22 protein-coding genes and 1 tRNA gene are annotated in these 26960 nt (G+C 66.9%); 9 read left to right on the forward strand and 14 right to left on the reverse strand.

The window, feature by feature from the left end; translation table 11 throughout:
* Nucleotides 1-8 precede the first annotated feature (8 nt).
* Both ACIQCN_RS11110 and ACIQCN_RS11115 read left to right on the forward strand, forming a co-directional pair.
* A complete protein-coding gene (locus ACIQCN_RS11110; protein ID WP_400608226.1) occupies nucleotides 9-779 on the forward strand; it encodes a uracil-DNA glycosylase in 771 nt (256 codons plus the stop codon).
* A 27-nt stretch (nucleotides 780-806) separates the two neighbouring features.
* Nucleotides 807-1646 (forward strand): siderophore-interacting protein, encoded by an 840-nt coding sequence (locus ACIQCN_RS11115; RefSeq protein WP_400608228.1) that lies wholly within the window; start codon nucleotides 807-809, stop codon nucleotides 1644-1646.
* A gap of 16 nt (nucleotides 1647-1662) precedes the next feature.
* Here the strand turns inward: ACIQCN_RS11115 and ACIQCN_RS11120 are convergent, their stop codons facing one another.
* The 9 genes from ACIQCN_RS11120 to ACIQCN_RS11160 all read right to left on the reverse strand — a co-directional run bounded on the left by ACIQCN_RS11120 (nucleotide 1663) and on the right by ACIQCN_RS11160 (nucleotide 13093).
* Nucleotides 1663-3213: a threonine/serine exporter ThrE family protein gene (locus ACIQCN_RS11120; RefSeq protein WP_400610937.1), complete on the reverse strand. Its 1551-nt coding sequence runs from the start codon at nucleotides 3211-3213 to the stop codon at nucleotides 1663-1665.
* Nucleotides 3214-3263: 50 nt separating this feature from the next.
* On the reverse strand, nucleotides 3264-4577 hold the full coding sequence (locus ACIQCN_RS11125) for a peptidoglycan bridge formation glycyltransferase FemA/FemB family protein (protein WP_400610940.1): 1314 nt from the start codon (nucleotides 4575-4577) through the stop codon (nucleotides 3264-3266).
* Nucleotides 4578-4667: 90 nt separating this feature from the next.
* Nucleotides 4668-5738: a lipid II:glycine glycyltransferase FemX gene (locus tag ACIQCN_RS11130; RefSeq protein ID WP_400610942.1), complete on the reverse strand. Its 1071-nt coding sequence runs from the start codon at nucleotides 5736-5738 to the stop codon at nucleotides 4668-4670.
* A 176-nt stretch (nucleotides 5739-5914) separates the two neighbouring features.
* Nucleotides 5915-6394: a Dps family protein gene (locus ACIQCN_RS11135; protein WP_400608235.1), complete on the reverse strand. Its 480-nt coding sequence runs from the start codon at nucleotides 6392-6394 to the stop codon at nucleotides 5915-5917.
* A 186-nt stretch (nucleotides 6395-6580) separates the two neighbouring features.
* The gene (locus tag ACIQCN_RS11140) at nucleotides 6581-7129 is read right to left on the reverse strand and encodes a hypothetical protein (protein WP_400608237.1); all 549 of its coding nucleotides are present in this window, start codon (nucleotides 7127-7129) and stop codon (nucleotides 6581-6583) included.
* A gap of 230 nt (nucleotides 7130-7359) precedes the next feature.
* Entirely contained in the window at nucleotides 7360-7662 is a 303-nt protein-coding gene (locus tag ACIQCN_RS11145; protein WP_400608238.1) for a DUF4193 domain-containing protein, read from the reverse strand.
* 121 nt (nucleotides 7663-7783) lie between these two features.
* The gene (locus ACIQCN_RS11150; RefSeq protein WP_400610944.1) at nucleotides 7784-9052 is read right to left on the reverse strand and encodes an MFS transporter; all 1269 of its coding nucleotides are present in this window, start codon (nucleotides 9050-9052) and stop codon (nucleotides 7784-7786) included.
* 7 nt (nucleotides 9053-9059) lie between these two features.
* Nucleotides 9060-11162, reverse strand: a complete 2103-nt coding sequence (locus tag ACIQCN_RS11155) for an elongation factor G-like protein EF-G2 (protein WP_400610946.1) — start codon at nucleotides 11160-11162, stop codon at nucleotides 9060-9062.
* A 131-nt stretch (nucleotides 11163-11293) separates the two neighbouring features.
* Entirely contained in the window at nucleotides 11294-13093 is a 1800-nt protein-coding gene (locus ACIQCN_RS11160; protein ID WP_400608244.1) for an L-lactate permease, read from the reverse strand.
* Nucleotides 13094-13314: 221 nt separating this feature from the next.
* On the opposite strand from ACIQCN_RS11160, the gene ACIQCN_RS11165 reads away from it, so the two are divergent.
* Nucleotides 13315-15495 (forward strand): malate synthase G, encoded by a 2181-nt coding sequence (locus ACIQCN_RS11165; RefSeq protein ID WP_400610948.1) that lies wholly within the window; start codon nucleotides 13315-13317, stop codon nucleotides 15493-15495.
* A complete protein-coding gene (locus ACIQCN_RS11170) occupies nucleotides 15492-15920 on the forward strand; it encodes a heme-binding protein (protein ID WP_400608248.1) in 429 nt (142 codons plus the stop codon). The genes ACIQCN_RS11165 and ACIQCN_RS11170 overlap by 4 nt, the downstream gene beginning before the upstream one ends.
* A 7-nt stretch (nucleotides 15921-15927) precedes the next feature.
* Here ACIQCN_RS11170 and ACIQCN_RS11175 read toward each other — a convergent pair whose 3' ends face one another.
* Nucleotides 15928-16683 carry an IclR family transcriptional regulator gene (locus ACIQCN_RS11175; protein ID WP_400608250.1) on the reverse strand — a complete coding sequence of 252 codons (756 nt, stop codon included), beginning with the start codon at nucleotides 16681-16683 and terminating at the stop codon, nucleotides 15928-15930.
* Nucleotides 16684-16918: 235 nt separating this feature from the next.
* Between ACIQCN_RS11175 and ACIQCN_RS11180 the strand changes: the two genes are divergently transcribed.
* A complete protein-coding gene (locus tag ACIQCN_RS11180; protein ID WP_400610950.1) occupies nucleotides 16919-18289 on the forward strand; it encodes an FAD-binding oxidoreductase in 1371 nt (456 codons plus the stop codon).
* 21 nt (nucleotides 18290-18310) lie between these two features.
* On the opposite strand, the gene ACIQCN_RS11185 is transcribed toward ACIQCN_RS11180, so the two are convergent.
* Nucleotides 18311-18387, reverse strand: a tRNA-Thr gene (locus tag ACIQCN_RS11185).
* A gap of 135 nt (nucleotides 18388-18522) precedes the next feature.
* Nucleotides 18523-19413, reverse strand: a complete 891-nt coding sequence (locus ACIQCN_RS11190; RefSeq protein WP_400610952.1) for a DsbA family protein — start codon at nucleotides 19411-19413, stop codon at nucleotides 18523-18525.
* 179 nt (nucleotides 19414-19592) lie between these two features.
* Between ACIQCN_RS11190 and ACIQCN_RS11195 the strand changes: the two genes are divergently transcribed.
* From ACIQCN_RS11195 to ACIQCN_RS11210, 4 genes are all read left to right on the forward strand, one after another.
* The gene (locus ACIQCN_RS11195; RefSeq protein WP_400608256.1) at nucleotides 19593-21095 is read left to right on the forward strand and encodes a trehalose-6-phosphate synthase; all 1503 of its coding nucleotides are present in this window, start codon (nucleotides 19593-19595) and stop codon (nucleotides 21093-21095) included.
* Nucleotides 21085-21915, forward strand: a complete 831-nt coding sequence (otsB, locus tag ACIQCN_RS11200) for a trehalose-phosphatase (protein WP_400610954.1) — start codon at nucleotides 21085-21087, stop codon at nucleotides 21913-21915. Before ACIQCN_RS11195 ends, otsB begins: the two co-directional genes overlap by 11 nt.
* A gap of 225 nt (nucleotides 21916-22140) precedes the next feature.
* The gene (locus ACIQCN_RS11205) at nucleotides 22141-23223 is read left to right on the forward strand and encodes an ABC transporter ATP-binding protein (protein WP_400608261.1); all 1083 of its coding nucleotides are present in this window, start codon (nucleotides 22141-22143) and stop codon (nucleotides 23221-23223) included.
* Between the two features lie 179 nt (nucleotides 23224-23402).
* Nucleotides 23403-24821 (forward strand): DUF4032 domain-containing protein, encoded by a 1419-nt coding sequence (locus tag ACIQCN_RS11210; protein WP_400610956.1) that lies wholly within the window; start codon nucleotides 23403-23405, stop codon nucleotides 24819-24821.
* 32 nt (nucleotides 24822-24853) lie between these two features.
* Here the strand turns inward: ACIQCN_RS11210 and ACIQCN_RS11215 are convergent, their stop codons facing one another.
* The gene (locus tag ACIQCN_RS11215; RefSeq protein WP_400610958.1) at nucleotides 24854-26272 is read right to left on the reverse strand and encodes an FAD-binding oxidoreductase; all 1419 of its coding nucleotides are present in this window, start codon (nucleotides 26270-26272) and stop codon (nucleotides 24854-24856) included.
* On the reverse strand, nucleotides 26227-26715 hold the full coding sequence (locus ACIQCN_RS11220) for a hypothetical protein (RefSeq protein ID WP_400610960.1): 489 nt from the start codon (nucleotides 26713-26715) through the stop codon (nucleotides 26227-26229). The genes ACIQCN_RS11215 and ACIQCN_RS11220 overlap by 46 nt, the downstream gene beginning before the upstream one ends.
* Nucleotides 26716-26960 lie beyond the last annotated feature (245 nt).

The raw sequence follows: 26960 nt of genomic DNA on the forward strand, positions 1-26960 counted from the left end.
ATGGGAGCGTGTGGGATTCAGATGCGTTGTTCGACCTCGCCGCGGAGCCGGCGGACACCGAAACCTTTGCAGCCTTGGCGCAGAGGCCGCTCGAGGAGCTCGTGGCCCCGGACTGGGCGGAGGCACTGGCGGGCGTCGAGGACAGGCTGCGGAGCGTGCTCTCCTTCCTGGCCACGGAAGTGGCTGCCGGGCACCCGGTCCTGCCGCCGCCGTCGTGCGTGCTCCGGGCCTTCCGCCGGCCGCTTGCTGCCGTGAAGGTGCTGGTGGTGGGCCAGGACCCGTATCCCACGCCCGGGCATGCGGTGGGCCTGTCCTTCTCCGTGGACGGCCGCACTCGCCCCATTCCACGGAGCCTGGCAAACATCTACCGCGAACTGGAAGCTGACCTCGGAATTCCGCCGCGGACCCACGGGGACCTGTCAGCGTGGGCGGAGCAGGGGGTGCTGCTGCTGAACCGCGTGATGAGCGTGCGCGCGGGGGCAGCGGGCTCCCACCGGGGCAAGGGGTGGGAGGAAATCACGACGGCGGCAGTCGCCGCGCTGGCGGCCCGCCGGGGTCCGGACGGGGCCGGGTTGCCCCTGGTCGCCGTGCTCTGGGGCAAGGACGCGGAGGCCGTCCGGCCACTCCTGCCCGGTGTGCCGGCCGTGGCCAGCGCCCACCCCAGCCCGCTGTCCGCATCCCGGGGGTTCTTCGGCTCGCGGCCGTTCAGCAGGGTCAACGGGCTCCTGCAGGAACAGGGCGCGGCCGGCGTAACCTGGGAGCTTCCCCCTGTGCCGTGAGCCCTGCCTCTGGCTAGGCTGAATCCCATGAGTAGCCTTCCCGCCGCCACGAGCGCCACCAAGCAAAGCCGCCCGCAGATCAATCTCACGGTGCTGCGCCGGGAGCAGTTGTCCCCTCATATGGTGCGGATCGTCGCCGGCGGCGAGGGCTTCGCTGACTTCCTCAACAACGGATACGCGGACCGGTATGTGAAGATCGTTTTCCCGCAGCCCGGCGTGCGGTACCCGGAGCCGCTGGACCTGTGGCAGATCCGGGAGACGATGCCCAGGGAGCAATGGCCGTTTACCCGGACCTACACGATCCGGTGGGTGGACGAGGCCGCGCGTGAACTCGCCATCGACTTCGTGGTGCATGGCGATGAGGGGCTGGCCGGTCCGTGGGCTGCCCGTGCCGAGCCGGGTGATCCCTTGACCTTCACCGGCCCGGGCGGCGCCTACAACCCCTCGCCCGATGCGGACTGGTACCTCTTCGCCGGCGACGAGGCTGCGCTGCCGGCCATTGCCGCCGTCCTGGAGTCCCTGCCTGCCGGTGCCGCCGGGCTGGCGTTCCTGGAAGTGGATTCCGACGCCGACATCCAGCAGCTGCGCGCGCCCGCCGGGGTGCGCATCAGCTGGCTCACCCGCGACGGCTCACCGGCGGGCAGCGGCAGCCGTCTTGTGGACGCGGTGGCGGACGCCGACTGGCCCGACGGGCGCGTGGACGTCTTCGCCCACGGGGAACGGGGATACATGAAGGGGCTGCGCCAGGTCTTCTTCGAGCAGCGCGGGCTGGAACGCAGCCAGGTGTCGCTGTCCGGCTACTGGGCCAAGGGCCGGGTGGAGGACGTGTTCCAGGCCGAGAAGAAACTTCCGGTCGGGCAGATCTGAGGCTTCGTCCGGCGCTTCAGCGGCGGCGGGCGCGCCGGCGTTCGTTGCTCGCAAGGCTGCGCGTCAGCGGGCGGGCGAGGGTATCGCCCAGCACAATCCCGCCGGCGGTGCCCAGGACGATCGCGCCGGCGTTGAGCATCCCTCCGGCGCCCAGCAGGATCTCGGCCTCCTCGATGGTGAGCACGTACATCGAGCGGAAGATGGTGAGGCCCGGCAGCAGGATCAGCGCAGCGGGCACGGCCACCACCAGCTGCGGCGCGCCCATCCGCAGCGCCACCACGCGTCCGAGGAGGCCGATCACCACGGCGGCGATGGCAGGCGAGAAGCGGTCCCCGATGCCCAGCGAACCGCTCCCCAGCAGGACGAGGTAGCCCGCCACGCCCACGGCCGCGGTGGGAAGGAGGAGTTTCCAGGCGGTCTGTTCGGTGACTCCGATGGCCACCACCGCCACGGCAACGAAGAGGACCAGGACCCAGAGGTCGTAGGCCGGCGGATAGGTTTGCGTGACGTCGATGCGCTGCATCCCGGTCAGCTCGCCCACTACGAAGGCGACGGCGATGCCGGCCACGATGGCCCCGAAGGTCAGCAGGGTGGAGAGGAACCGGCCGGCCGCAGTGACAGGGAAGCCGTTGATGGCGTCCTGCACGGAGGAGACCAGCCGGCCCGTCGGAAGCAGCAGGAGAATGCCGCCCACCACCACGATGGCCGGGGAGTTGGTGAGCCCGAACTGCCACAGCACCAGCGCCAGCAGCGTGACCACGAAGGAGCAGCTGGCCGTGATGAAGAAGTCCGGCACCCGCCACCGGCCCAGCTGGCGGGCAAGCAGGCTGATGCCGATGTTCGCCGCGAAAGCCACGGCCGAGGAGACGGGTCCGCCGCCCAGAACGCCCACGAACACGGCAGCGAACACACCGAAGGCCACGGTGACCATCCACCGCGGGAACGGCTTGGGGCTGGTGATGGCCTCGTCCAGCCGGCGGATGGCCTCGTCGCGGCCCACTCCCCCGGCCACGATGTCCGTCACCAGCTGGTGTACCTTGGCCAGGCCGGCGTAGTTGTTGGTCCAGGACCGGACTACGCGCAGCAGCGAAATGGGGGTCTGGTCCTTGGGCGCGTAGTTGATGCCGACGGACTGGTTGGTGATGTCCACCTCGATGTTCTTCAGCCCCAGCGCGGCGGTGACGGCGATAATGCTCGTTTCCACTTCGAGGGCGCCGGCACCGTACCGGAACATGGTCTCGGCAAGGTGCAGCACGAAGTCCAGGGTTTTGCGGGCGGAGGTGTCCACGCCGCCCACTTGGATCATCGGGTTGGCGTACGGGCTGCCGGCCAGCCGGTCCACGATGCTCAGCGGAGCCGTGGGCGGGCTCTCGCCCTGCACCAGCCGGCGCAGCATCTTCTTGGCCGCCGCGTTCTGCCGGACCTGGGAGGGGCTCAGCGGCTCGGTCCGGGGCAGGCCGTCGGTGGGCGGCCGGCCGGAGCGGGGCTGCCCGGCTGGCGCCTGTTCAGGGCGCGCCTGTTCGGGGCGCGCCTGTTCAGGGTGCGTCTGCTCTGGGCGGTCGGTCATGGGTCCCTCCTCCCGGTACTGCGGCTCCGGTGCTGCGGTATGTTCGGCTGTCAGGCGCGCTTCAGGGGCAGCTTACCCAGAACGGTCCGGGCAGCCCCGGCAGCGGCACGGGCCAGCCGGTTGGCGTGGAATACGGCAGGACGGACCGGCAACACGAAGTCGCCCACCAACTGGACCACCTCGCCGCCGAAGCCCTTCTTGAACTCGTAGCCGCCGTGGCCTTCCTCGTTCTGTCCGGAAATGCCGAACGTGCCGTAGAAGTTGTACCGCGGATAGCCTTTTTCCAGGGCGTGCAGCATCATGCCCCAATACAGTGACGTGGCACCGTTGAAGTAGATGTAGTCCTGGACGGTGCCGCCGATGACACACACCACCTCATCGCCGTAGCAGACGAAATGAATGGCGGCCACCGTGGCAGTACCCACCGAATCCGGGAACCGCTCAATGTCCTTGAGGCTGCGCTCATAGCTGTCCACCAGGTCCTGGACCACCTTGAGCCGGTTGGCCTTCTTTTTGCTGCCGGTCTCCTCCACATCACGCCGCAGCTCTGCGGCCGTGGCGCTCTCGGCAGCCAGGCGCTCCGTGATCGATTCCCGGTACGCCGGAATGTCGATCTTGGCCATCATCAGCTTGGTGAACTCGGGAGAGGTGGTACGGAGCAACTGTTCGTAGTATTCGCGTTCCCGGTAGGTGAAACCCTTCTCCTCGCCGGCGCGGCTCAGCGCGGAGTAGAAATCGTCGAGGGTTTCCAGGCTGGCCTGTTCCAGGAACACCCCGTTCTTTTCCGCCTTGCGGATGGCCTTGCGGGTGCGGTAACTGGTGCCCATGATCAGCTCTTCGGCGTCCTGGATCCCGGTAAGATCCTTGACGAACATCCAGTTGACGTTCACGAAGTCCATCTCAAGACCCTGGTGCGCGAAACCCAGCCCGGACAGCGCGGCCACCAGCGGCCGGTTGTCTTCCGCCTCAGGGTGCTCGGCGCCGTCGGCATCACGGGCGATGTACTTCACATTAGGTGAGATCCGCAGCTCGGCGGCCCTACGCTTGGCCGCGTGTGCGCGGAGGAGTCCGACGACGGCCCCCACCAATGCGGGGTCCGTGAAGTCCATCAGCGGTCCCTTGGCGCAATCGCAGACCTTGTAGCCCAGGCGGGTGGTGGTGTAGTTCAGCTTTCCCGCTGCCACCAGCTCACCGGCGCGGCGCACGCCGAAGAGCTCCACTTCCTGTCCCCTGGCGCGCTGGAAGCGCGCGAAGTCCACGGACTGCAGGAAGCTGTTCCGGGGGTGCTTCACGGCGAACGCTTCGAAGTCGGCGTCGCTGAGAAGGACGAACTCAAGATCGGTTGCTGCGGTGGCTGGATTCACGGGTTTACCTTCTTCGGAACTCTGATGCTGCGGGAGCGCGGGCGAGGATGTCACGGGCACGAATGCCTGGGTCGGCAGGTGGGCAGCCCGTCAGTAGAACTGCTGGCCGGTGCGGGCCGTCTCGATCCGGCGGAACACCCGTTCCCCGCCTTTCGCCCACAGCGTGTGCCGCACGGGCGAGAGGACGTAATCATGGCAGCCCACGAAATCGGTAACGGACTTGGTGAAGCTGGTCTTGAACATACCCATCCCGTACAGGTTGTGCGTCTTGTCCTTGATCCGGGCAGCCGGCGGCGTGCCGCAGAAGTCGTACTCGGTGCACCCCAGCTCCTGCATGTGCCGGATGGCTGTCCACTGGACCAGGTGGGAGTCACCGTACTGTTTGCGGTTCTGGGTGGAGCCGCCGTCCTTGTACGTGGCCTTGGCGCCGTAATTGATCACGAAGGCGCCCACGCTGGGCTTGCCGTCCTCATAGGTGAAGAAGAAACTGCCCTGGCCCCGGCTGCAGAATTCCTCCCAGAATTCGGCGTAGTACGCGTAGCTGCGCAGCGGCATGGAGCCCTTGGCGCTGACGGTATCCGCCATGAGCCCGTACAGGGCACGGTAGGTTTCCGGCCCGGGCTCGCGCCGCACCACTTCGCATCCTTCGCGCCCGGCGCGGCGGATGGCATTCCGGGCGCGCGAGGAGATCGCCTTGAAGACTGCCTCTTCCGGACCGGAGATGTCCAGAATGGCAGTGGAATCGTTGGACTGGATGTTCGGCGCTTTGACCAGTCCGGCGGCGGCAAGGTGTGCATGTGCCTCGGCGGAGTCCACGATGTCGGGTTCAACCTTGATGGTGAAGACGTTCAGTTTCCGCTCCCGGACCAGTGCCGCGCACGCTTCGAGGGCCGGCTTCAGGTCGGCTACGGCAAGGTCCGGGCCCTTGATGAGGTACCAGAGCCGGCCGAGTACGGGGAAGCGCTTTTCCAGCACCAGGTTGTAGCTGGCCTGGCCGCCGCACTCCAGCACCAGGAAGCGGACCGTCCAGCCGCTGCCGTTCTTCACCGAAGCGTACGCGGCGGACTGGAGCATGTTGCCGCCGTTGGGATTGGCCGTGACGTGCTTGTCCCAGTTTTCTGTTTCCTCGTCAGTGGCAAAGCGTGCGGTGAATTCTCGCAAGGGGGCCGTGTCCAATCGGGGTTGTGCGCGGTGTGGTACTCATGCTGCGTGCGGACATGCAGCCTCAAGTCTAAAGCCTGCCCTGAAACCCGAAGCGCTGTTAAATGCCGCACCCCCGCCCCGGGGACTTCCGGGAGCAGGGGTGCGGACCGGTGGTACGGGGTGGAGGGACCCGGCTACTTCGAGTCGGGGGTAGTGACGCTGGCCGTGGCCTTCATGGTTTCGGCGTTGACCATCCAGGCGAACTGTTCCAGCCGGGCGATGAACTCGTGCAGCAGGTCAGCGGTGGTGGGGTCTTCCTCGTCCACCTCGTCATGGACCTTGCGCATGGTTCCCACTGCGGCTTCGAGGGCGGCAACGATCCGGTCGATGGCGTCCTTGGTGCTGATCAGGCCGTCGGGGAACGGGGGCAGGTTGGTGGAGCCGGACACGGTGGCGCTGCGGCCGTCCGGAAGGGCATGCAGTGCGCGCATCCGTTCTGCGGTGTCGTCGGCGAACTGGCGGGCTGCGTCAACAATCTCGTCCAGCTGCAGGTGGAGGTCCCGGAAGTTGGTTCCCACGATATTCCAGTGGGCCTGCTTGCCCTGCAGGTGCAGCTCGATCAGGTCGGTAAGCACGGCCTGCATGTTATTGGTCAGTGTCGGTGAAGCTTTCATGAGTCCTCCTCGATTAGTCCAGCAAATCTGAACCTACCAGCCGGACGGGCCACGGCAACTGGGCGGGCGGAAATTTCTCAGTGAGCTTACTAATTAACGCCGAGTCCGCCGTCGTACTCCCGCAACGCAAGGGTGCCGCGCCCCCTCCCCTGGGGCACGGCACCTTGGTGTGCGCCAGCGCAGCTGTCACCAGAAGTGCGCCACGTCCACCACCACCCGGGACCCGGTACCGGGTCCGTTGAGGGTGAAGACCCGGAACGGCAGGCGGGCGCGGACGCCCAGGCCAAGGGTCGTGTAGCCCTCGAAGCTGCCGGCCCAGGCCACCTGGCGGAACGTCTGGTAGCCGGAAACGTTGGTCAGCTCAGCCTTGTTGGCAGGGTTGTACGTGGGCTTGCCGTAGGCGTCATACGACGGCGCGTTGACCGTGATCTGAATCCGCGCCCCGCCCCTGACCGGAACAGGGAGGCCGGAGCCGTCCTGGACGACCTGGGAGACGTACCGGACGTTGTAGCCGGAGGCCGGCCCGTTGAGGTCCACCACCAGCCGGTCGAAGCAGTAATGCTGCCCCGTCCGGACGTTGGTGACCTGCGCACGGCTCATGTCCGGATCCGCCTTGGCCAAGGATCCCCAGACGAGTCCGCAATACGATGTGGTTGCCGAGGCGGGCCCCGGAACCATGATGCCCAGCCCTACAGCCATGAGAATGGCGGTGAGCCAGATGGAGAGTTTTTTCATTGTGGTGCCACCCATGTGCGAAGCGATTGGATAGCTCAAGCGTAGGAGCGTCGCAGGCCGCAGGCGAGGGCTGTGGCCGCTTCGGCGCGCAACCGTTAGGGAAGGGCCGGGCGGGTCACACGGCCATAAATACAAGGGCCTGCGGGGGCGTTCCGTCACCCTTTTGGGTGCCGTTCCTGCACCCCGCCGTTATGCGGATAACGGCGGCGGCATAGGGCCGGGCCCGGCAGTTACCCTTCGCAGTCACGGCAGTATTTCAGGCCGCCTTTTTCGCGCGCCACCTGGGAGCGGTGGCGGACCAGGAAGCATGAGGAACAGGTGAATTCGTCGTCCTGCTCGGGCACCACGATGACGGTCAGCTCCTCGTTGGAGAGGTCTGCGCCGGGGAGGTCGATGCCCTCTGCGGTGTCGTTTTCGTCGACGTCGATGACTGCCGTCTGCGCGTTGCCGCCGCGCGAGGCCTGGAGTGCCTCCAGCGAGTCAGCCGGGGTCTCTTCTTCCTGCTTGCGGGGAGCGTCGTAATCAGTAGCCATGGCTTGTTCACTTTCGTTGCTGCGGAAACGCCATTTCAGGCGCGTCAGTGATGCAGTTTAGGCCATGGTCCCGGCCACCGCGCAATAGCGCACTAAACCGTCATTTTCCGCGTTCTCCCAGCTAGACGCCGGATGCCGGTCCCCGCGCGGCGTCGCCGGACGCAGTGTCCGCCGGTGCTCGGCGGCGCCGGCTCAGGAAGATGAAGGGCGCCGCCATCAACTGGAGCATGCCGGCCACGGCCAGGGAGGCGGGGTAGCCGTAGAGATCAGCGGTCCGGCCCAGCAGCGGCTGTGCCACCACTCCGCCGGCTGAGCCCATCAGCGAGTCGAAGCTGAGCACCGTGGCCCGCTGCCGGGACGCGACCATCCCGTTCAGGTAGGCCTTCCGGACCGGTGTGCCGGCCGCGGCCACTACGGCCCAGAGTGCCAGAAGCACCAGGGCAAGCCAGAATGCGGGGGTGGCCACCAGTGCCACCAGGAGCAGGGCGCTGGTGATGCTGCTGGCCAGCACCACCGTGGTGCGCTTCCGGGCCAGGCCGCGCAGCCGCGGGGCCAGCCATCCGCCCAGGATGTCCGCGCCGGCAACAATCGCCGCTGCCAGGCCTGCGACCGAGTATGCCCGGGGGTCGCCGAAGAGCGCCAGCAGGTAGGGCTGGAGGGCATAGAAGACGTAGAACCCTGCCCCTACGGTGAACGGCGCGGCGAGCATGATGTACCGGACGGGCGGATTCCGGAGGCCGTTGTCCACCGAGGCCGCCAGGACTGCCCGGGTGGCCTGCAGTGGGCGGGGCGAACGCTCAGGCGTGAACCCGACGTCGTGCATCAACCGGAACGCGGCCAGGAACATCGCGGCCAGTACGGCGGCGCGCACGAGGAACGGAACGCCCAGGTCCGTGGCCTGCGCAATGACGCCCCCGGCCACGGAACCGGCAAGCATCGCAATGCCGGAGACCATCTGTCCCCGGCCCAGCACGCTTTCCAGGGCACCGTGGTACCCGGAAAAGTCCAGCGCATCAACCAGCCAGGCTTCCACGGCGCCGGAGAAGAAAGTGAAACCGAGGCCCAGCAGGACGGACACCGCCGCCCACCACCAAAAGGACGCCGAGACCTGCCACAGCAGGTAGTACAGCAGCGTGGATCCCGCGAGCGTAAGGGTGCCCAGGAGGAACGATGCCCGCCGGCCCCACGAATCCGCCACCACGCCGGTGGGCACTTCGAAGATCACCATGCCGGCCATGAAGAACGCATTGGCCGCGAATGCTTCCAGGTTGGTCAGCCCGGCATCGAGCAGGAAGAGCGTGTTGATGCCCCAGATGAAGGACGTGGCCAAGGTGTTGCCCAGCGTCAGCGCGAGGTAGATGCGCTGGATCCTGCGGGCTGCGGGATTCACCGGAAGCTCAGGCCGGGTTAAAGTTCGGCGGGACGGGTTCGTGCCGCAGGTAGCGCCGGCGGAACCGGCCCGTGCCGGCGGTCAGCGCACGCAGTTCGACGGCGTAGCGCAGCAGTTCCTGGTCCGGGACCTCGGCGCTTATTTCGGTCAGCCCGCCGCCTCCCGAGGTGGTCCCCGTGAGCCGGCCGCGGCGGCCGGAAAGGTCGCTCATGACCGTGCCCACGTGCTCATCCGCCACGGTGATCGCCACAGCGGAGACTGGCTCGAGCAGCTGGATGCTGCCCGCGGCGGCCGCTTCCCGCAGGGCAAGCGCGCCTGCGGCCTGGAACGCGGCGTCGGATGAATCAACACTATGCGCCTTCCCGCCCCGCAGGGTCACCCGGATGTCCACCACGGGGAAGCCCGCGGCGACGCCTTTCTCCATCTGCGTCCGGACGCCCTTCTCCACGGACGGGATGAAGCTGTTCGGGATGACGCCGCCCACGGTCTTGTCCACGAACTCGAAGCCGGTGCCGCGTTCCAGCGGCTCCACCTCGATGTCGCACACCGCGTACTGCCCGTGCCCGCCCGACTGCTTGACGTGCCGGCCGTGGCCCGCGGCGGGGGCTGAAAACGTTTCCCGCAGCGGGGTGACGACGTCCACGGTGTGCAGCTTCACGCCCTGGTCCCGCAGCCGGTCCAGGAGAACCTCCGCGTGGGCCTCGCCCATGCACCACAGCACCAGTTGGTGCGTCTCTGCGTTGCGTTCCACCCGCAGGGTCGGGTCCCCGGCGGCGATCTTGCCCAGGCTGCGGGCCAGCGCGTCCTCATCGCTGCGCGAGTCAGCTTCCACCGCCACGGGCAGCAGGGGTTCCGGCATGTCCCACGTGGCCAGCAGCAGCGGGGTGTCCCTGGCGGAGATGGTGTCACCGGTTTCGGCAGCACCCAGTTTCGCCACCGCGCACAGGTCCCCGGCGATGCAGAACGGAACCGGGCGCAGCGCAGCGCCAAGCGGGGAATAAAGGTGCGTGAGCCTGTCCTCGTAATCGTGGTCCTGGTGGCCGCGGTCCGCCAGGCCGTGCCCGCCCACGTGGACCGGGGCATCTTCGCGCAGCGTGCCGGAAAAGACGCGCACCAGGCAGATGCGGCCAAGGAAGGCGTCGCTGGATGTCCGCACCACCTCCGCGGCGAGCGGTCCGTCAGGGTCGCAGCCGGCCAGCTCCACGGGCTCCCCCGACAGCCCGGCGGCTTCCGGGAGGCGCCGCCCCGCCGGCGGCGGGAACGCCCGGACCAGCAGGTCCAGCAGTTCTTCCATTCCCAGCCCGGTCACCGCCGAGGTGGGCAGGATGGGAAAGAAGGAACCGCGGCCGACGGCGGTCTCCAGGTCGGCTGCCAGGGCTTCGGGATCGAGGTCCCCGCCTTCCAGGTAGCGGTCCATGAGCGTCTCGTCCTCGCTTTCGGCGATGATCGCCTCGATCAGCTCACCCCGGGCGGCTTCGTCTGCGCCGTCCCCGGCCAACAGGTCGGCCACCCCGGTGACCTCGCCGCCTGTCCGCACCGGGACGAAGAGCGGGAGGACGCCCTCGCCGAACGCCGTGCGGCAGGCGGCCAGGGCGCCGTCGTAATCTGCCCGCGGGTGGTCCAGGCGGGTGATGGCCACGGCGCGCGGCAGGCCCATGTGCGCGCATTCGTCCCAGAGCGCCGTGGTGGTGGCATCGATGCCGTCCACCGCGGACACGGCGAACAGGGCGGCATCGACGGCGCGCAGCCCTGCCCGGAGTTCGCCGATGAAATCCGGGTAGCCCGGCGTGTCGACGAGGTTGACCTTAACACCGTCGACGGACAGCGGCACCAGGGAGAGTGTGACCGAGCGCTGCTGGTGCACGGCTGCGGGATCCGAGTCGCCCACGGTGGTGCCGTCGGCAATCGAACCCTTGCGCGTGATCATGCCCCGGGCGGCAAGCATCGCCTCCACCAGCATGGTCTTGCCCGAACCCGAGTGGCCTACCAGCGCCACGTTCCGGATATCCGCCGGATCAGTGGCGGCCAGCCCGGCCGCATCCGCCCGGCGGGCGTCGGTGCCGCCCCGGCCCTGCGTTCTTGCCGCTTCCCTGGCGCCTTTAACGGACATGGGGACCTCCTGGGCTCTGCGTGCTCACCGGGCTGAAAGCTGTCTATTGATTCGACACCTTTGGCGGCGGAACGGCAAGGCCCGGAAGGTCCCCGAATCCGTGCAGGAATAGGCGGGTGTGCCCGCTCTGGCTAGGGTCGGCGGCTGTCGTCGACGAGCTCCCGGGCCATGGCCGGCTGCCTCCTCAGCATCCAGCGTGCCACCAGAGCCAAAGCCGCTACCAGGAGCACCAGCTGCACGGTCCCCAGGTTAAACCCGAGGCCGTGGATGAAGATGAACGCGACCGCGCCCGCCGCAAGGCAGTAATAGGTGGTCACGATGATGGTCTTCCGCAACAGGTCGCCTTCGCGGCCCAGCAGTCCCACGGTTGCCGCTGCGGCGACGATGTTGTGGATGGCGATCGGGTTGCCGCCGGCACCGCCTACGGCTTGAGCAGCCACGATCCCCTCCGGCGGCACGCCGAGCTCCGCTCCGGTGGAGAACTGGAACTGTGCAAAGGTCAGGTTGGAGACGGTGTTGGATCCGGCCACGAAGGCGCCGAGCGCGCCGATCCACGGGGCGATCAACGGCCACGAATCCCCGGCAACGGCTGCGGTGCCCTCGGCCAGCGTGACCGGCATGCTGGAGAGGCCGGAGGCGTTGAAGTCCGGTCCTGAGTTGATGAGGACCCGCACCAGCGGGACCGCGAAGAGCAGCGCCACGGCGGTTCCGCCCAGCTGGCGGCCGGAGATCTTCAGGGTGCGGAGAACCTGCCCGCGGTTCATCCGGTGCAGCAGGTAGGCGAACACCGCGGCAATGATCATCAGGAAGGCCGGAGAGTAGAACGGCTGGACGGAGGTGCTGATTCCGGTGCCCAGGATGTTCTGGAACGGGATGGCGAGGCCGGAAAGATAGGCCTTCAGCGGAGCGATGACGCGCGTTGCCACCAGCAGCACCGCCATCAGGATGTACGGCGACCAGGCACGCACCAGGCTCATGCGGGACGAGATTTCCGTGGCGGCTTCGGGCTCGATCGAACCCATCCACCGGTCCGACCAGGTGGCGCGGGGCCCGAACTGGAAGGAGTCCTTGGGCATGAGGAAGCCCTTGCTGGACGTGTACATCACCAGCATCAGGCCGATCAGTCCGCCGAAGAGGGAAGGGAATTCCGGACCCAGGAACCGGGCCACCAGCACATATGGGACGGTCATGGCCAGCGAGGAATACAGGGCGAACGGCCACACCGCCAGGCCGTCGCGGAAACGGCGGTCGGGGCCGAAGAAACCGGTCAGCATGCAGACCAGGATCAGCGGGATGAGCAGGCCGACGATGGCATGGATTGCAGCTACCTGGAAACCAATCGAGGCGACGAACTCAGGCATGGTCAGGCCCAGCACCGAAATCCGCTCCGCGACGGCCGGGTCGCCGCCAAGCCCCTTGCCCACGCCGACCAGGATGGGCGTTCCCACGGCACCGAAGCTCACCGGCGTGCTTTGGATGATCAGTCCCACCATGACCGCGGCCATGGCGGGGAAACCCATCGCCAGCAGCAGGGGCGCCACCACAGCGGCGGGGGTGCCGAATCCGGATGCACCCTCAATGAAGGAGCCGAAAAGCCAGCCGATGATGATGGCCTGGACCCGGCGGTCCGAGGAGATGTTGTTGAAGCCGGCGCGGATGCTCGCCATGGCACCGCCCACCGTGAGTGTGGAGAGCAGCAGGAGCGCACCGAACACGATGTAAAGGAGCGTGCCTGCCGTGATGAGGCCCTCAAGAGACGCAGCCAGGACGCTGCCGAAGTCCATCCGCCAGACGAGCAGCGCCACCAGCACCACGAGCAGATAGCCCACGGGCATCGCATACTTGGCCGGCCATCGGAATCCGGCCAGCAGGACACCGACGATGAGGATGGGCGCAAGTGCCAGCAGGCAAAGCATAAAAAGGTTGTCCACGGGCGGTCCTCTCTGACCATTTCATAATGTGGAAAATGCTTTCCAGAAATCTGGGTCGAGTCTAGGAGCAGCATTCCCCGGCGTCAATGGCTTGCGCGCAGGCTCCAAGCGTTGGGCTTCCCCGCCGGGCAGGCATTGACACCCCTTCGCAAAAGCCGCTACGTTGCATATATTGAAATATTGTTTCCGCTTTGCGGAATAGTTGGGAACGGAAGCAAACAATGACGAACCGAGTGGAAACCCACGGCCTGAGCGTCGCCGAAGAGCTGTACGCGTTCGTGGGTGACGAGGCCCTGCCCGGAACCGGGATAGAAGAAGAGCTGTTCTGGAGGGGAGCGGCTGCTCTGATCGGCGAATTCTCACCGAAGGTGCGTGGGCTCCTGGCAACCCGCGACCGGCTTCAGGAGCAGATCGATGACTTCCACCGGGCCAACGGGCCGGGCGATCCGGACGCCTACGAGGAATTCCTGCGCTCTATCGGCTATCTGGTGGATGAGCCCGCGGATTTCACCATCGCTACCGGCCGCGTGGACCCGGAAATTGCCACGATCTCCGGCCCGCAACTGGTGGTTCCATTGCTCAACGCCCGCTTCGCCGTCAATGCCGCCAATGCCCGCTGGGGCTCGCTGTATGACGCACTGTACGGCACCGACGCCATCGACGAATCCGAGGGGCGGGAGCGCGGCGGGGCCTACAACCCCGTGCGGGGTGCCGCCGTGGTGGCCCGCGGCCGGCAGTTCCTGGACCAGCACGCTCCCCTGGCATCCGGCTCGCACAGCGACGTTACGGCCTACCGCATCGAAGGATCCGCCCTCGTGGCGGAGACCCCAGCAGGTCCCACGGCGCTGGCCGGCCCGGACCAGCTGCGCGGGTACCGGGGTGCGCCGGACTCCCCCGAGGCAGTGCTCCTGGTCCACCACGGCCTCCACGCCGAGATCCAGATCGACGCCGGCCACCCCATCGGCGCCACCGATCCGGCCGGCGTCAAGGACATTGTCCTGGAGTCCGCCCTCACCACCATCATGGACCTGGAGGACTCAGTGGCCGCCGTGGATGCAGCGGACAAGGTGGACGGCTACCGGAACTGGCTGCAACTGATGCAGGGCACACTGACTGCCGAAGTCGCCAAGGGCGGAAGTTCCTACACTCGCCGGCTCAATGCTGACCGGACCTTCACGGCACCGGACGGCTCCGATCTGGTCCTCCCGGGCCGGTCGCTGCTCCTTATCCGGCAAGTGGGCCACCTCATGACCAGCGACGCCGTCCTGGACGCGGCCGGAAACCCTGTGCCGGAGGAAATCCTGGATGCCCTGTTCACCGGCCTGGGTTCCGTGCACGACCTGCGTGGCCCTGACGCGGGCAGGAACTCCCGGGCCGGCTCCGTGTACATCGTCAAGCCGAAGATGCACGGCCCGGAGGAAGTGGCAGTCGCCTGCGCCCTGCTGGCCGGTGCGGAGTCCGTCCTTGGCCTCGAGCCGCTGACGCTCAAGATCGGCATCATGGATGAGGAGCGCCGCACCTCGGCAAACCTCAAAGCCTGCATCTACGAGGCCCGCGAGCGCGTGGTGTTCATCAACACCGGCTTCCTGGACCGCACCGGCGACGAAATCCACACCTCGATGGCCGCCGGCCCCATGGTCCGCAAGGCAGATATGCGCAACTCCAGCTGGATCAAGGCCTATGAGGACGCCAACGTGGACATCGGACTGGCCAGCGGCTTCCGTGGCCGGGCGCAGGTAGGCAAGGGCATGTGGGCCGCACCGGACAACATGGCGGAGATGCTGGCCCAAAAGTCCGCCCATCCCCTGTCAGGGGCCAACTGCGCCTGGGTCCCCTCCCCTACCGCCGCCACCCTGCATGCCCTCCACTACCACCAGGTGGACGTGGATGCCCGGCAGGCGGAGCTGGGCGGAAAGCGCCGGTCAACCCTGCGGGAACTGCTGACCATTCCGGTCGGAGACCCCTCCGACTGGGACGCCGACGCCCGCCGCAGCGAGCTGGACAACAACATCCAAAGCATCCTGGGTTACGTGGTCCGCTGGGTCAACGCCGGCGTGGGATGCTCCAAGGTCCCCGACATCCACGGTGTTGCCCTCATGGAGGACCGCGCCACCTGCCGCATCAGCTCCCAGCATGTCGCCAACTGGCTGCACCATGGCATCGTCAGCACCGACGAAGTGGAGGAAACCCTCCGCCGGATGGCAGTGGTGGTGGACGGGCAGAACGCCGCCGACCCTGACTACCTGCCCATGGCGCCGGCCTTCGACGGCGAGGCTTTCCTGGCCGCACGCGAGCTGGTGCTCGACGGCGCCGCACAGCCGTCCGGGTACACCGAACCGGTCCTGCACCGCCGGCGCGCGGCGCAGAAGCATGCAGGCAACCTTGCGAGGAGCGCATCATGAACTTTGGACTGGAAACCGCGCAGGCGATCGTAGCCAAGGCGCTGGAGACGGGGCAGCAGGAAGGCTTCAAGCCGCTGACCGTCGTCGTGCTCGACGCCGGCGGCCACGTCATCGCCGCCGCCCGGCAGGACGGCGCCTCGAACAACCGCTTCGACATCGCCCACGGCAAGGCCTACGGGGCGCTGGCGATGGGGGTCGGCTCGCGGGCGCTCATGGAGCGGGCCGAGCAGCAGGCGTACTTCATCTCCGCTGCGGCGGCATCGCTGGGCGGCCGCCTGATACCGGTGCCTGGAGGGGTCCTTGTGCGCGACGGCGACGGCGGCCTCCTTGGCGCCGTGGGCATCACCGGAGACACCTCGGATAACGACGAGACCGCCGCCCTTAAGGCGATCGCGTCAGCCGGGCTGACGGCCCAACCCGCCTGACTGGCGGCTATTTGCGGTTGAGTTCGGCGGAAATCGCGTGGACCGCTTCGCGCAGCACCGGGATGGCCCGGTCGCCAAAGGAGCGGTCCACGCGGGAGACGGGGCCGGACACGGAGATGGCGGAAGGCGTGGGCGCATTGGGCACCGCCATGGCGAAACAGCGCACGCCCAGCTCCTGCTCTTCCTCGTCGATGGCGTAGCCGCGTTTGCGGATCCGCTCGAGTTCCTTCAGGAGGGTGTCCACGTCGCCGATGCTCTTGGCGGTGGGCGTGGGCATACCTGCCCGGGCCACAACGCCGCGGACCGTCTCGTCGTCAAGCTGGGCGAGGATTGCCTTGCCCACCCCCGTATCGTGGGCGTGGGCGCGCCGGCCGACCTCCGTGAACATCCGCATGGAATGCAGGGATGGGACCTGTGCCACGTAAACCACCATGTCCGAATCGAACACCGCCATGTTGGATGTCTCGCCCAGCTGGTCCACCAGGGACTTCAGCTGTGGCCGGGCAACGGCTCCAAGCTGTTTGTTGGCACCCTCGCCGAGCCGGATCAGGCGGGGCCCCAGGGCATAGCGGCGGCTGGGCAGCTGGCGGACGTAGCCCAGGGTGACCAGGGTGCGCAGCAGGCGGTGGATGGTGGGCAAGGGAAGATCGGTCGAGGCCGAGAGTTCGCTGAGGGTCACGTCCCCGCCGGCGTTGGTGATAAGTTCCAACAGCTCAAACGCGCGCTCAACGGACTGTACGCCTCCGCTTGCTTTCCCGGCCATGGGGCAATCTCCTGTGGGTTCAGATTCCGACAACTCTTATCCGCATCGTGAAAAGATTTGCGCTCAGGCTCCCAAGATACCCCACATGCCGGCTAGGAATAGGCCCGACCACCGCACGGCCAGGCCATTGACCGCCGCCTGCGGCTGATCCTAGAGTTATCCAAATAGCAGAATTAAGTTTTCGCTCTACGGAAACTATGTTTCCGGCTGATCCAATGCAGAACAAAGGGGTTTCGTGGATACTTCAGTTTCAACCCGTCCGACGGCGGCAGTCCTGGAGGGTGCCCCCGGCGCCTCCGTGGCGGAGCAGGACCGCCTCGCAGCGAGCACGGACCGTTCGGGGTACGTATCGCCGTCGCTCCCCGACGGTGTGGTTTTCGCGGAGTCAGCGGACGACGTCGTCACCGCGGTCAAACTGGCGGCCGCTCACCGGGCACCGCTGGTTCCCCGGGGCGCGGGAACCGGTCTTGCCGCCGGGGCGGCGGCCAAGGCAGGGGAAGTTGTCCTGGATGTTTCGCGGATGGACCGTATCCTGCGCATTGATCCGCTGGAGCAGCTCGCCGTGGTCCAGCCCGGGGTCTTGAACGCCGACCTGAATGCCGCTGCGGCGGAGCACGGGCTGTTCTATGCGCCGGACCCGGCCAGCACCGCCATTTGCTCGATCGGCGGCAATGTTGCCACCAACGCCGGCGGCATGCGGTGCGCCAAGTACGGGGTGACCCGCGAGGCGGTGCTCGCACTGCAGGTGGTGCTTGCGGACGGCAGGCTCCTGCGGACAGGCCGCGAGACCATTAAGGGGGTCACCGGCTACGACCTCAATGCGCTGATCACCGGGTCGGAAGGAACCCTCGGCGTGGTGGTCGAGGCGACACTCCGGCTGCGGCCCATGCCGGTGGCAACCGCCACCGTGGCGGCGTTCTTCCCCGATTTCGCCACCGCAGCCGCTGCCGCCTCCGCCGTCATTGCGGCCCGCATCCAGCCCTCGCTGCTCGAACTGATCGACGGCCAGACCCTTGAGGCCATCGACATGGCAATGGGGACGGACTACCGGTCAAAGGGCGGGGCCTTCATGCTGGCCCAGACGGACGGTTACGGCGCCTACCTGGAACAGGACGTCCTGATGGACGCGATCCGGCCGTACGCCTCCTCCTTTGAGAAGGCCACTGATGCCGAACACGCCAACGAACTCATCACCGCCCGGCGCGAGGCCATCCCGTCCCTGGAGAAACTGGGCAGGGTGTCCATCGGGGACATCGGCGTTCCCCGATCGAAGCTCGCTGAGGTGGCCGTGGGGCTGGATGAAATCTCTGCTGCCACCGGTGTGCGGATCTTCTCCGTGGTGCACGCCTCGGACGGCAACCTGCACCCCATGCTGGTCCTGGACCCGGAGGACTCCGTCACGGAAGGCCCGGCCAAGCAGGCACTCGGGGACATGTTCCACCTGGCTAAGCGGCTGGGAGGCACGCTGACCGGGGAGCACGGAGTGGGAATCCTGAAGCGGGACTGGCTGCTGCCGGAGCTTGGCGAGGTCTCGCTGGATGTGCAGCGGACCATCAAGAACGCGCTGGATCCGGACGGGATCCTGAACCCCGGCAAGGGAATCTGAGCTGGCCGCGAGACTGGTTTGTGGAGCCCCCTGTCGGATTCGAACCGACGACCCCCGCTTTACAAGAGCGGTGCTCTGGCCAACTGAGCTAAGGAGGCGTGCCCGGAAACCGGGCGTGCGCCCAACGAGCGCTAGATAAGGTTAGCCCAAGTCCTGCCCGCGGGTAAAAACAGCAGGGCCGGCCCCGAAACGAATCCGGGGCCGGCCCTTTCTGCCGAAAACGGTGCGGTCGCTTATGCCTTGGCGTCGATGGCTGCCTGCAGGAACTCCGGGAACGGCGTCTGCGCGCTGTCGCCCTTGCCCCACTGCTTGCCATCAACCAGGACGGTGGGTGTGCCACTGACGCCGATTGACGACGCGAGCTTCGTGGAGTACTTCACGTACGGGCGGTATGTCTTCTCCTCCACGCAGGAATCGATGCTGGCGGCGCCCACCTCAGTGGCCATCTTCTTCAGGTCGTCGTCCGAAATACCGGCGGTGCCCTCGGCAGGCTGGTCAGCGAACAGGGCGCTGATGAAGTCCGCGTACTTCTCCGGGGATTCGTTCACCACGCAGGCGGCAGCATTGGCGGCACGGGAGGAGTAGTTGGTGCTCGAGCGGTTGTCCAGGAAGCCCAGCGGGCGGTATTCGACGCTGATCTTGCCTTCGTTGCGCAGGGAGGTCAACTGCCCGTTGAACTGCTCCTCAAAGTTCTTGCAGATAGGGCAGATGAAGTCGATGTAGATGACCACCTTCACCGGCTTGCCCGCCTCGGCTTCGGCACCGGGAGCAGCGATCTCCGCCGGCGGGGTCTTCGGGGGCTCGGGAACGCTCGCGGCATCCACGGTGCCCGCTTCGGTGGGTGCCACGTCCGTGTTGGCCAGCAATGTTACGCCGCCGTTGACGTTGGCGTTGGCGGGGACGGGCCCCTGGTCCGCAACCTGAGTGTTGTTCCGGATGTTGCTGGTAACCACCAGTGCCACGACCGCAAGGATGGCCACCACAGCCACCACGATGCCCCAACCGATCAGATGCTTGTTGCGCTTGTCCTTCTTAAGCTGCGCTTCCCGGATCTGGCGGGCTTTCTCGCGCGCCTCAGCAGTCCGTTCAGCCTTGGACTTACGGTTTTCGTTTGCAGGGCTCATGTGTTCCTTGGGTCGGTCGACGTGGGGGGACCACTAAGTGGCAACCCGCCCAGTTTAGGGGACAAAGCCGGAAGCTTGGGCCTTCAAGCATCCCGCCCATTGACTAACGGACGAATAGCACCGATCATTCCGTCCCGTTAGGGTGGGCTGAGAGGCACAAGCAACCCCAGGGGGCCGCAATGCAATCACCCGTCCAGGAAAAACCCGCCGGAACGGCAGCTCCAGCTGCCGCCGCTGCACGCCCCGGCGCTCACACCAAATACGACTTCATGGTGGTCTCGAACAGGCTGCCCGTTGACCGCTGCGGTCCGGGAGAAAGCGGCGGCGACGGCTCCGGCTGGCGCCGCTCCCCCGGCGGGCTGGTCACCGCGCTGGCGCCCATGATGACCAAGACGGACGGCGCCTGGGTGGGCTGGCACGGCGCCCCGGATGAGACGGTCAGGCCCTTTAGCCACGGCGGCATGGACCTGGTGCCCGTCCAGTTGAGCACCGACGACGTCGAGCTGTACTACGAGGGCTTTTCGAACGCCACCCTGTGGCCGCTCTACCACGACGTCATCGCCCCGCCGGAATTTCACCGGACCTGGTGGGACGCCTACCGCAAGGTCAACCGCAGGTTCGCCGACGCCGTCGTACGCCATGCCGACGAAGGGGCCACAGTGTGGGTCCAGGACTACCAGCTCCAGCTGGTCCCGCGGATGCTGCGCGAGGCGCGGCCCGATCTCCGCATTGGGTTCTTCAACCACATCCCGTTCCCGCCGCCGGAGATCTTTGCGCAGCTGCCGTGGCGGCAGGCGATCATTGACGGGCTGCTCGGCGCGGACCTGGTGGGTTTCCAGCGCACCAGCGACGCCGGGAACTTTATGCGCTCGGCCCGACGGTTCCTGGGCGCCAGCGTCAAGCAGCAGCAGGTGCATGTCAAGGGCCAGGACGGCGCCATCACGCACATCGCCCGCGCCCAGGCGTTCCCGATTTCAATCGACGTCCAGCAGATCACGGCGCTGGCCGAGCGGCCGGACATCGTGGAACGTTCCCGCCAGATCCGCCAGGACCTGGGCAACCCAAAAACCATCCTCCTCGGCGTGGACCGGCTCGACTACACCAAGGGCATCCGGCACCGGCTCAAGGCCTTCGAAGAGCTGCTGGCTGACGGGAAGCTTTCCGTCGGGGATGCCACGCTCATCCAGGTGGCCAGCCCCAGCCGCGAGCGAGTGGAACAGTACCGGCTGCTGCGCGAGGAAGTGGAGGGGACCGTCGGCCACATCAACGGCACCTATGACACCCTCGAGAACACCGCCGTGCGGTACCTCCACCACAGCTACCCCGTGGAGGAAATGGTGGCCCTGTACCTGGCGGCGGACGTCATGCTGGTCACCGCGCTGCGCGACGGCATGAACCTGGTGGCCAAGGAATACGTCACGTCGCGGACCAACAACGACGGCGCCCTCGTCCTGAGCGAATTCGCCGGAGCCGCAGACCAGCTCAAGCAGGCCCTGCTGATGAATCCGCACGACATCGACGGACTCAAAGACTCCATCATGCGGGCTGTCGAGCTGTCCCCAAAAGAAGCCTCCCGCCGGATGCGCGCCATGCGCAAACAGATCCTGGAGCACGACGTGGACCACTGGTCCGCCGACTTCCTCACCGCGCTCAACGAGAAGGTGGTCCGCGATGACTCCTGAGGCCCGCCGGCCGGCGCTCAGCCTCACGCCCGAACTGCGCTCCGCGATCCGCCGCATCGCGCAGACCGAACAGCTCCTGGTGGCCATGGACTTCGATGGCACCATGTCGCCCATCGTGGGACGGGCCGACGAAGCACGCCCCCTTCCACGGGCGGCCGCGGCTTTCGCGGGCCTCGCCGTCCTTCCACGCACGACGACGGCGCTCATCTCCGGGCGCGCCCTCGCCAGCCTGCGGGCAGTGGCCTCGCCCCCGGTGGATTCGCTGCTGATCGGCAGCCATGGGGCGGAAGCGTGGCTGGGACCCGGATCCACCCAACTGACGCTGGATGCGGATCAGCAGGACCGGCTGGCGGAAGTACGGGCAGTTCTGGCCGGGATCGTGGAGGAAGCGCCCGGGACCCTGCTCGAGGACAAGCCCGCCGGCGTCGTTCTGCACACCCGGCTGGCAGCCGATGACGTGGCCGAGGATGCTGTGGCGGCCGCCCGCTCGCTGCTGCAGGGCCGTAAAGGCGTGTTCCTCAAGGAAGGCAAGCGCGTCCTGGAAACCTCTGTCGTCCACGCCTCCAAAGGCGAGGCCGTCACGTTCCTGCGGCAGATCAGCGGAGCCACCGCCGTGTTCTTCGCCGGGGACGACACCACCGACGAGGACGCTCTGGCCCGCCTGGAACCGGGCGATGTAGGCGTTAAGGTCGGCCTCGACTTTACCTGCGCCGAGTTCCGGGTCGAAGCGCCGGATTACGTTTCCGAGCTCCTGGAGGCCCTCCTGCAGGCGCGCAGCCTCGCCGTGGCCGAGGAGGATCCGCAGGCCGCCTCCGGATAGAGACCCAGGGATGGCCAAGCTCACATGTGACCCCAGTAACATTTTCGACAATAAGGTCACGGCCTGACATACTCTTGGTTGTGATGTGGCGCACAGTAACCGTGCGGCGTCACACGATGCCTCCGGCTCCGCCTGCAGTGCATCATGCATGACAAAACTGAACAAACATGAACCATTCACAACGGATCGTCCGGCACGTACCTGCCGGTGAAGGGATTGATAACTGTGGCTACAGTTACTTTTGACAACGCTACGCGTCTGTACCCGGGCACAGATAAGCCCGCCGTCGACAAGCTCAACATCGACATCGCCGATGGCGAATTCCTGGTCCTCGTTGGACCCTCCGGTTGCGGTAAGTCCACGTCGCTGCGCATGCTCGCAGGCCTCGAGGACGTCAACGCCGGCCGCATCCTGATCGGTGACCGCGACGTCACCGATGTCCCGCCGAAGGACCGCGACATCGCGATGGTGTTCCAGAACTACGCGCTGTACCCGCACATGACTGTGGCCGACAACATGGGCTTCGCCCTCAAGATCGCCGGCGTCTCCAAGGAAGAGCGCGCCGAGCGCGTTCGCGAAGCAGCCAAGCTCCTCGACCTCGAGCAGTACCTGGACCGCAAGCCAAAGGCACTCTCCGGCGGTCAGCGCCAGCGTGTTGCCATGGGCCGCGCGATCGTGCGTAACCCGCAGGTCTTCCTCATGGACGAGCCGCTCTCCAACCTGGACGCCAAGCTGCGTGTCCAGACCCGTACGCAGATTGCGTCCCTGACCCGGCGCCTGGGCGTCACCACGGTCTACGTGACCCACGACCAGGTCGAGGCCATGACCATGGGTGACCGCGTGGCTGTGCTCAAGGACGGCCTGCTGCAGCAGGTTGACACCCCGCGCAACCTCTACGACCGTCCCAAGAATGTCTTCGTTGCCGGCTTCATCGGCTCCCCCGCCATGAACCTGCTGGAACTTCCCGTGGTCGACGGCGGCGTCCAGTTCGGCGGCACCGTCTACCCCGTGCCGCGGAACGTCCTCGAAGAGGCCCACGGCACCACGGTGACCCTGGGCACCCGGCCCGAGGACCTCGAGACCGCACCCCAGGGTGAAGGCCTGAAGGTCGAAGTTGACGTGGTTGAGGAACTCGGCGCTGACGCTTACGTCTACGGCCACACCACCCTGGACGGCAAGGACCACGACATCGTGGCCCGTGTCGACGGCCGCCGCCCCCCGATGAAGGGCGAGTCCATCTACGTCCGTCCGCAGTCGGGCCACGTGCACCTGTTCGACACCAAGACCGGCCTGCGCCTGGGCGACTGATCTCCCCACCTGCACCCTAACCCCGCTCCGCTTCGGCCAGGGAACCCGGCCGGCGTGGGCCCACTCCACGCAATTGACGGCGGCCCGCACCCTCTCGCGATGGTGCGGGCCGCCGTCGGCCTTTAACCGCGGCTGCCGGGCATTTAGCCGCCCGCCGCCAAGTACGGAAGAATTGACGCATGACCGAGGAAAACAGCGCCAAGTGGCACGATGAACCCACCGACTACGGGCAGATCGGCAAGCTGCCGCGCTTCGTCGCCGCCAGCGCGGACGACGGCAAGGCCGCGGCCGCCGCCAGCTCGCTGAACATCACCGCGGCGGCTGCCGATCCTGAACTCCTGGACCTGCCCTGGCATATCGCCCTGGAGGACTGGCCCGCCGAGTACCTCGCGGCGCTCCCCCGCGGCATCTCCCGGCACATCGTGCGCTTCGCGCATCTTGGCGGGTCCGTGATCGCCATCAAGGAAACCTCGGAGCACGTGGCCAGGCACGAATACCACATGCTGCGGAAACTGGCCCGGCTGGATGTTCCCTGCGTGGAGCCGGTCGCCGTCATCACGGGACGCACCACCGCGGACGGGCGCCCGCTGAACCCTGTCCTGGTAACCCGGCACCTGAAGTTCTCCATGCCGTACCGCGCCCTGTTCTCGCAGATGCTGCGCAAGGACACCCTGACCCGCCTCATCGACGCGCAGGCGCTACTGCTGGTCCGCCTTCACCTCATCGGGTTCTACTGGGGCGACGTGTCCCTGTCCAACACCCTGTTCCGCCGGGACGCCGGTGCGTTCGCCGCCTACCTGGTGGATGCCGAGACCGGTGAGCTGTACCCGGACCTCTCCACAGGCCAGCGCGAATACGACCTTGAAATCGCCCGCGTGAACATCGCCGGCGAGCTGATGGACTTGTTGGACGGCGGCCTGATCGAGGAGAAGGTGGACCCCGTGGCCACCAGCGAACTGATCATGGACAGCTACCGGCGGCTGTGGGCGGAGCTGACGGAGAAGGAATCCTTCGAACTCGGGGAACGTTGGCGCGTGGGGGCCCGCATCCGGCGGCTGAACGAACTTGGCTTCGACGTTGAGGAATACGCCATCAAGACCACCCAGAACGGATCCACCATCCAGCTGCAGCCCAAGGTCGTGGATGCCGGGCACCACCAGCGCCGCCTCCTGCGCCTGACCGGCCTGGACGCCCAGGAGAACCAGGCCCGCCGCCTGCTGAACGACATGGACTCCTTCCGGGCGGACAACAACCCGGACATGGACGAGGAGTACAGTGCGCACCTGTGGGTCAGCCAGATCTTCGAGCCGATCGTCCGGTCCATTCCGCGGGACCTCTCCGGCAAGCTGGAACCGGCAGAGGCCGTCCACGAGGTCCTGGAGCACCGCTGGTACATGTCGGAGAAGCAGGAACGCCACATTCCGCTGGCCGAGGCCGTGCAGAGCTACATCGATTCCATCCTGCGCCACCGTCGGGACGAAGCGGCCATCATGCTCAACCCGGACACTGAGCTCCTCAAGATCCTCGAAGTGGAAACCGAGGAATCGCGTTACCGGGCCGACGAATCCATCGACGAGTACCCGGACGCCGACGACTAGGCCCCTGCTTTCTGAAGCCAGGGCGGCCGGGCCTAGATCGCCTTCCCGGGATTCAGGATTCCAGCCGGGTCGAACAGTTCCTTGATCCGGCGCTGCAGGTTGCGTACCGGCTCCGGCTGTTCCTGCCCGAGCCAGCGCAGCTTGTACTGCCCTACCCCGTGCTCGCCGGTGATGGTGCCGCCCATGTCCAGGGCAACGGTAATGGACTCGTCCAGGGCGCGCTGGAGGCCCGCCATGGCTTCCCGGTCCACCCCGTCCGCAGCACGTTCAATCCAGAACGTGGGGTGCAGGTTGCCGTCGCCCGCATGGGCCACTACTTTGAGGTTCACCCGGTGCCTGGCTGCCATGGCCTCCAGTTTGGCGATGTAGTCCACAAGGCGGGAACGGGGTACGGCGACGTCCTCCCCTACCCGGTACTGGTCGTCCACCTCCACGCCCCTGCTGTGCCGCCGGAGTTCCACCAGCCGCTCGGCTTCGCTGCTGGCCTCCGCAGTAACAGTGGCACCGCCTGCGCGCAGCACGGCACGCACCTCTTCGGCTTCCGCAGCAGCGCCGAAACCATCGGTCTGGATCAGGAGCAGCGATCGGCCACGGGCGCTGAGGTCCGATCCGTGGATGTCGTCCAGTTGGGCCAGGGTGCCGCCGTCGAGCAATTCCATGATGGCCGGCTGGACGCGGGCACGGCCCACGGCCAGCACGCCGGCGGCAGCCATCCGGAAGTCCTGATAAAAGGCTGCGACGGTATGGACTTCACGGGGCAGGTACTTCAGCCGCACGGTGATTCCGACGACGATCCCCAGCGTTCCTTCGGACCCCACGAACAGTCCGGTCAGATCGTAGCCGGCCACGCCCTTAAAGGTCTGGTGGCCGGTGTGGATCAGGGAACCGTCCGCCAGCACCACGTCCAGCGCGAGCACCGAATCCCGTGTCACTCCGTATTTCGCACAGCGGAGGCCTCCGGCGTTGGTGGCCACGTTCCCGCCGATGGTTGAGCTTCGGAAGCTGGCCGGGTCCGGGGCGTACATCAGTCCGTGGACGGCGGCGGCTTCGTTGAGAACGGCGTTCACGACGCCGGGTTCAACGACGGCGGTCTCATCGTCCGGGTTAAGGTCCAGGATGCGGTCCATGCGCTCCAGGGACATCACGATGCAGTTCCGCACCGCGTGCGCCCCGCCTGAGACGCCGGTACCGGCACCCCGGGCGACCACCGCCACCCCGGCGGCGGCGCACGCGCGGACTACTGTCTGGACGTCACCCAGGGACTCCGGGAAAGCCACCGCGAGGGGCAAATGGAAGTCGATGACCGGAGCCTGGTCCACGGCGTAGCGCCTAAGCTCAACTTCGGAGGTTTCCAGCTGGTTGGGGCGGAGGAGAGCCCGCAGTTCCACCACGACGGACGCCAACGCTACGCTCCCATGAAACGTGCGTAGCGGGCAAGTATACCGGGCCATGCCTCCGCGTAGTGCGCACGCGTGCCGGCAGGATCTTCGGCGCCTTCCCAGCCGTTGTGGAAGACCCGTACTTCGGTACCGTCTTCTGCGGGCCTGAAAGCGACGAGCAACTCTGTGGACCAGAGGGCAGTGCTGCCAGGGTGCCACGTGGCGTGAAAGGAGAACGGCGGGTGCCAGTCGTCCAGGGTGCCCCAGATGCTGGTACGGCCGTCGTCCGCGGTTTCCAGGATGAGGTTCTCTTCGAACTCCACGTAGGACCCTTCGCCGTAGACGCCATGGTCCCCCAGCGGCCACCACAAATGGGTGTGGTCCGTGAAGCCGGCGAAAGCGTGGGCTACGCCGCCCGGTACCACCACGGTGTTCACAACGGGTTCCAGCCCGTCCTGCGCGTCGCGGCCCTGGCCATCCCGGGGCCCGGGAGCATGGCTGAAGAGGTTGTCCATGCTGCCCAACTCTACCGGCCGGATGTGGGAGAGAGTTGCGCGGTTGGGTGCCGGATGTGAGAGAGCGTTGCCCGGTTGGGTGCCGGATGTGGGAGAGCGTTGCCCGGTTGGGTGCCGGGTGTGGGAGAGCGTTGCCCGGGGGGTGTGGGTGTTTAAATGTGGGAGGCCCCGAACCTGGTGGTTCGGGGCCTCGACCAATGTGTGTCCGGCGGTGACCTACTCTCCCACACCCTCCCGGGTGCAGT

This window comes from Pseudarthrobacter sp. NPDC092424, assembly GCF_044754925.1.
Lineage (GTDB): Bacteria > Actinomycetota > Actinomycetes > Actinomycetales > Micrococcaceae > Arthrobacter.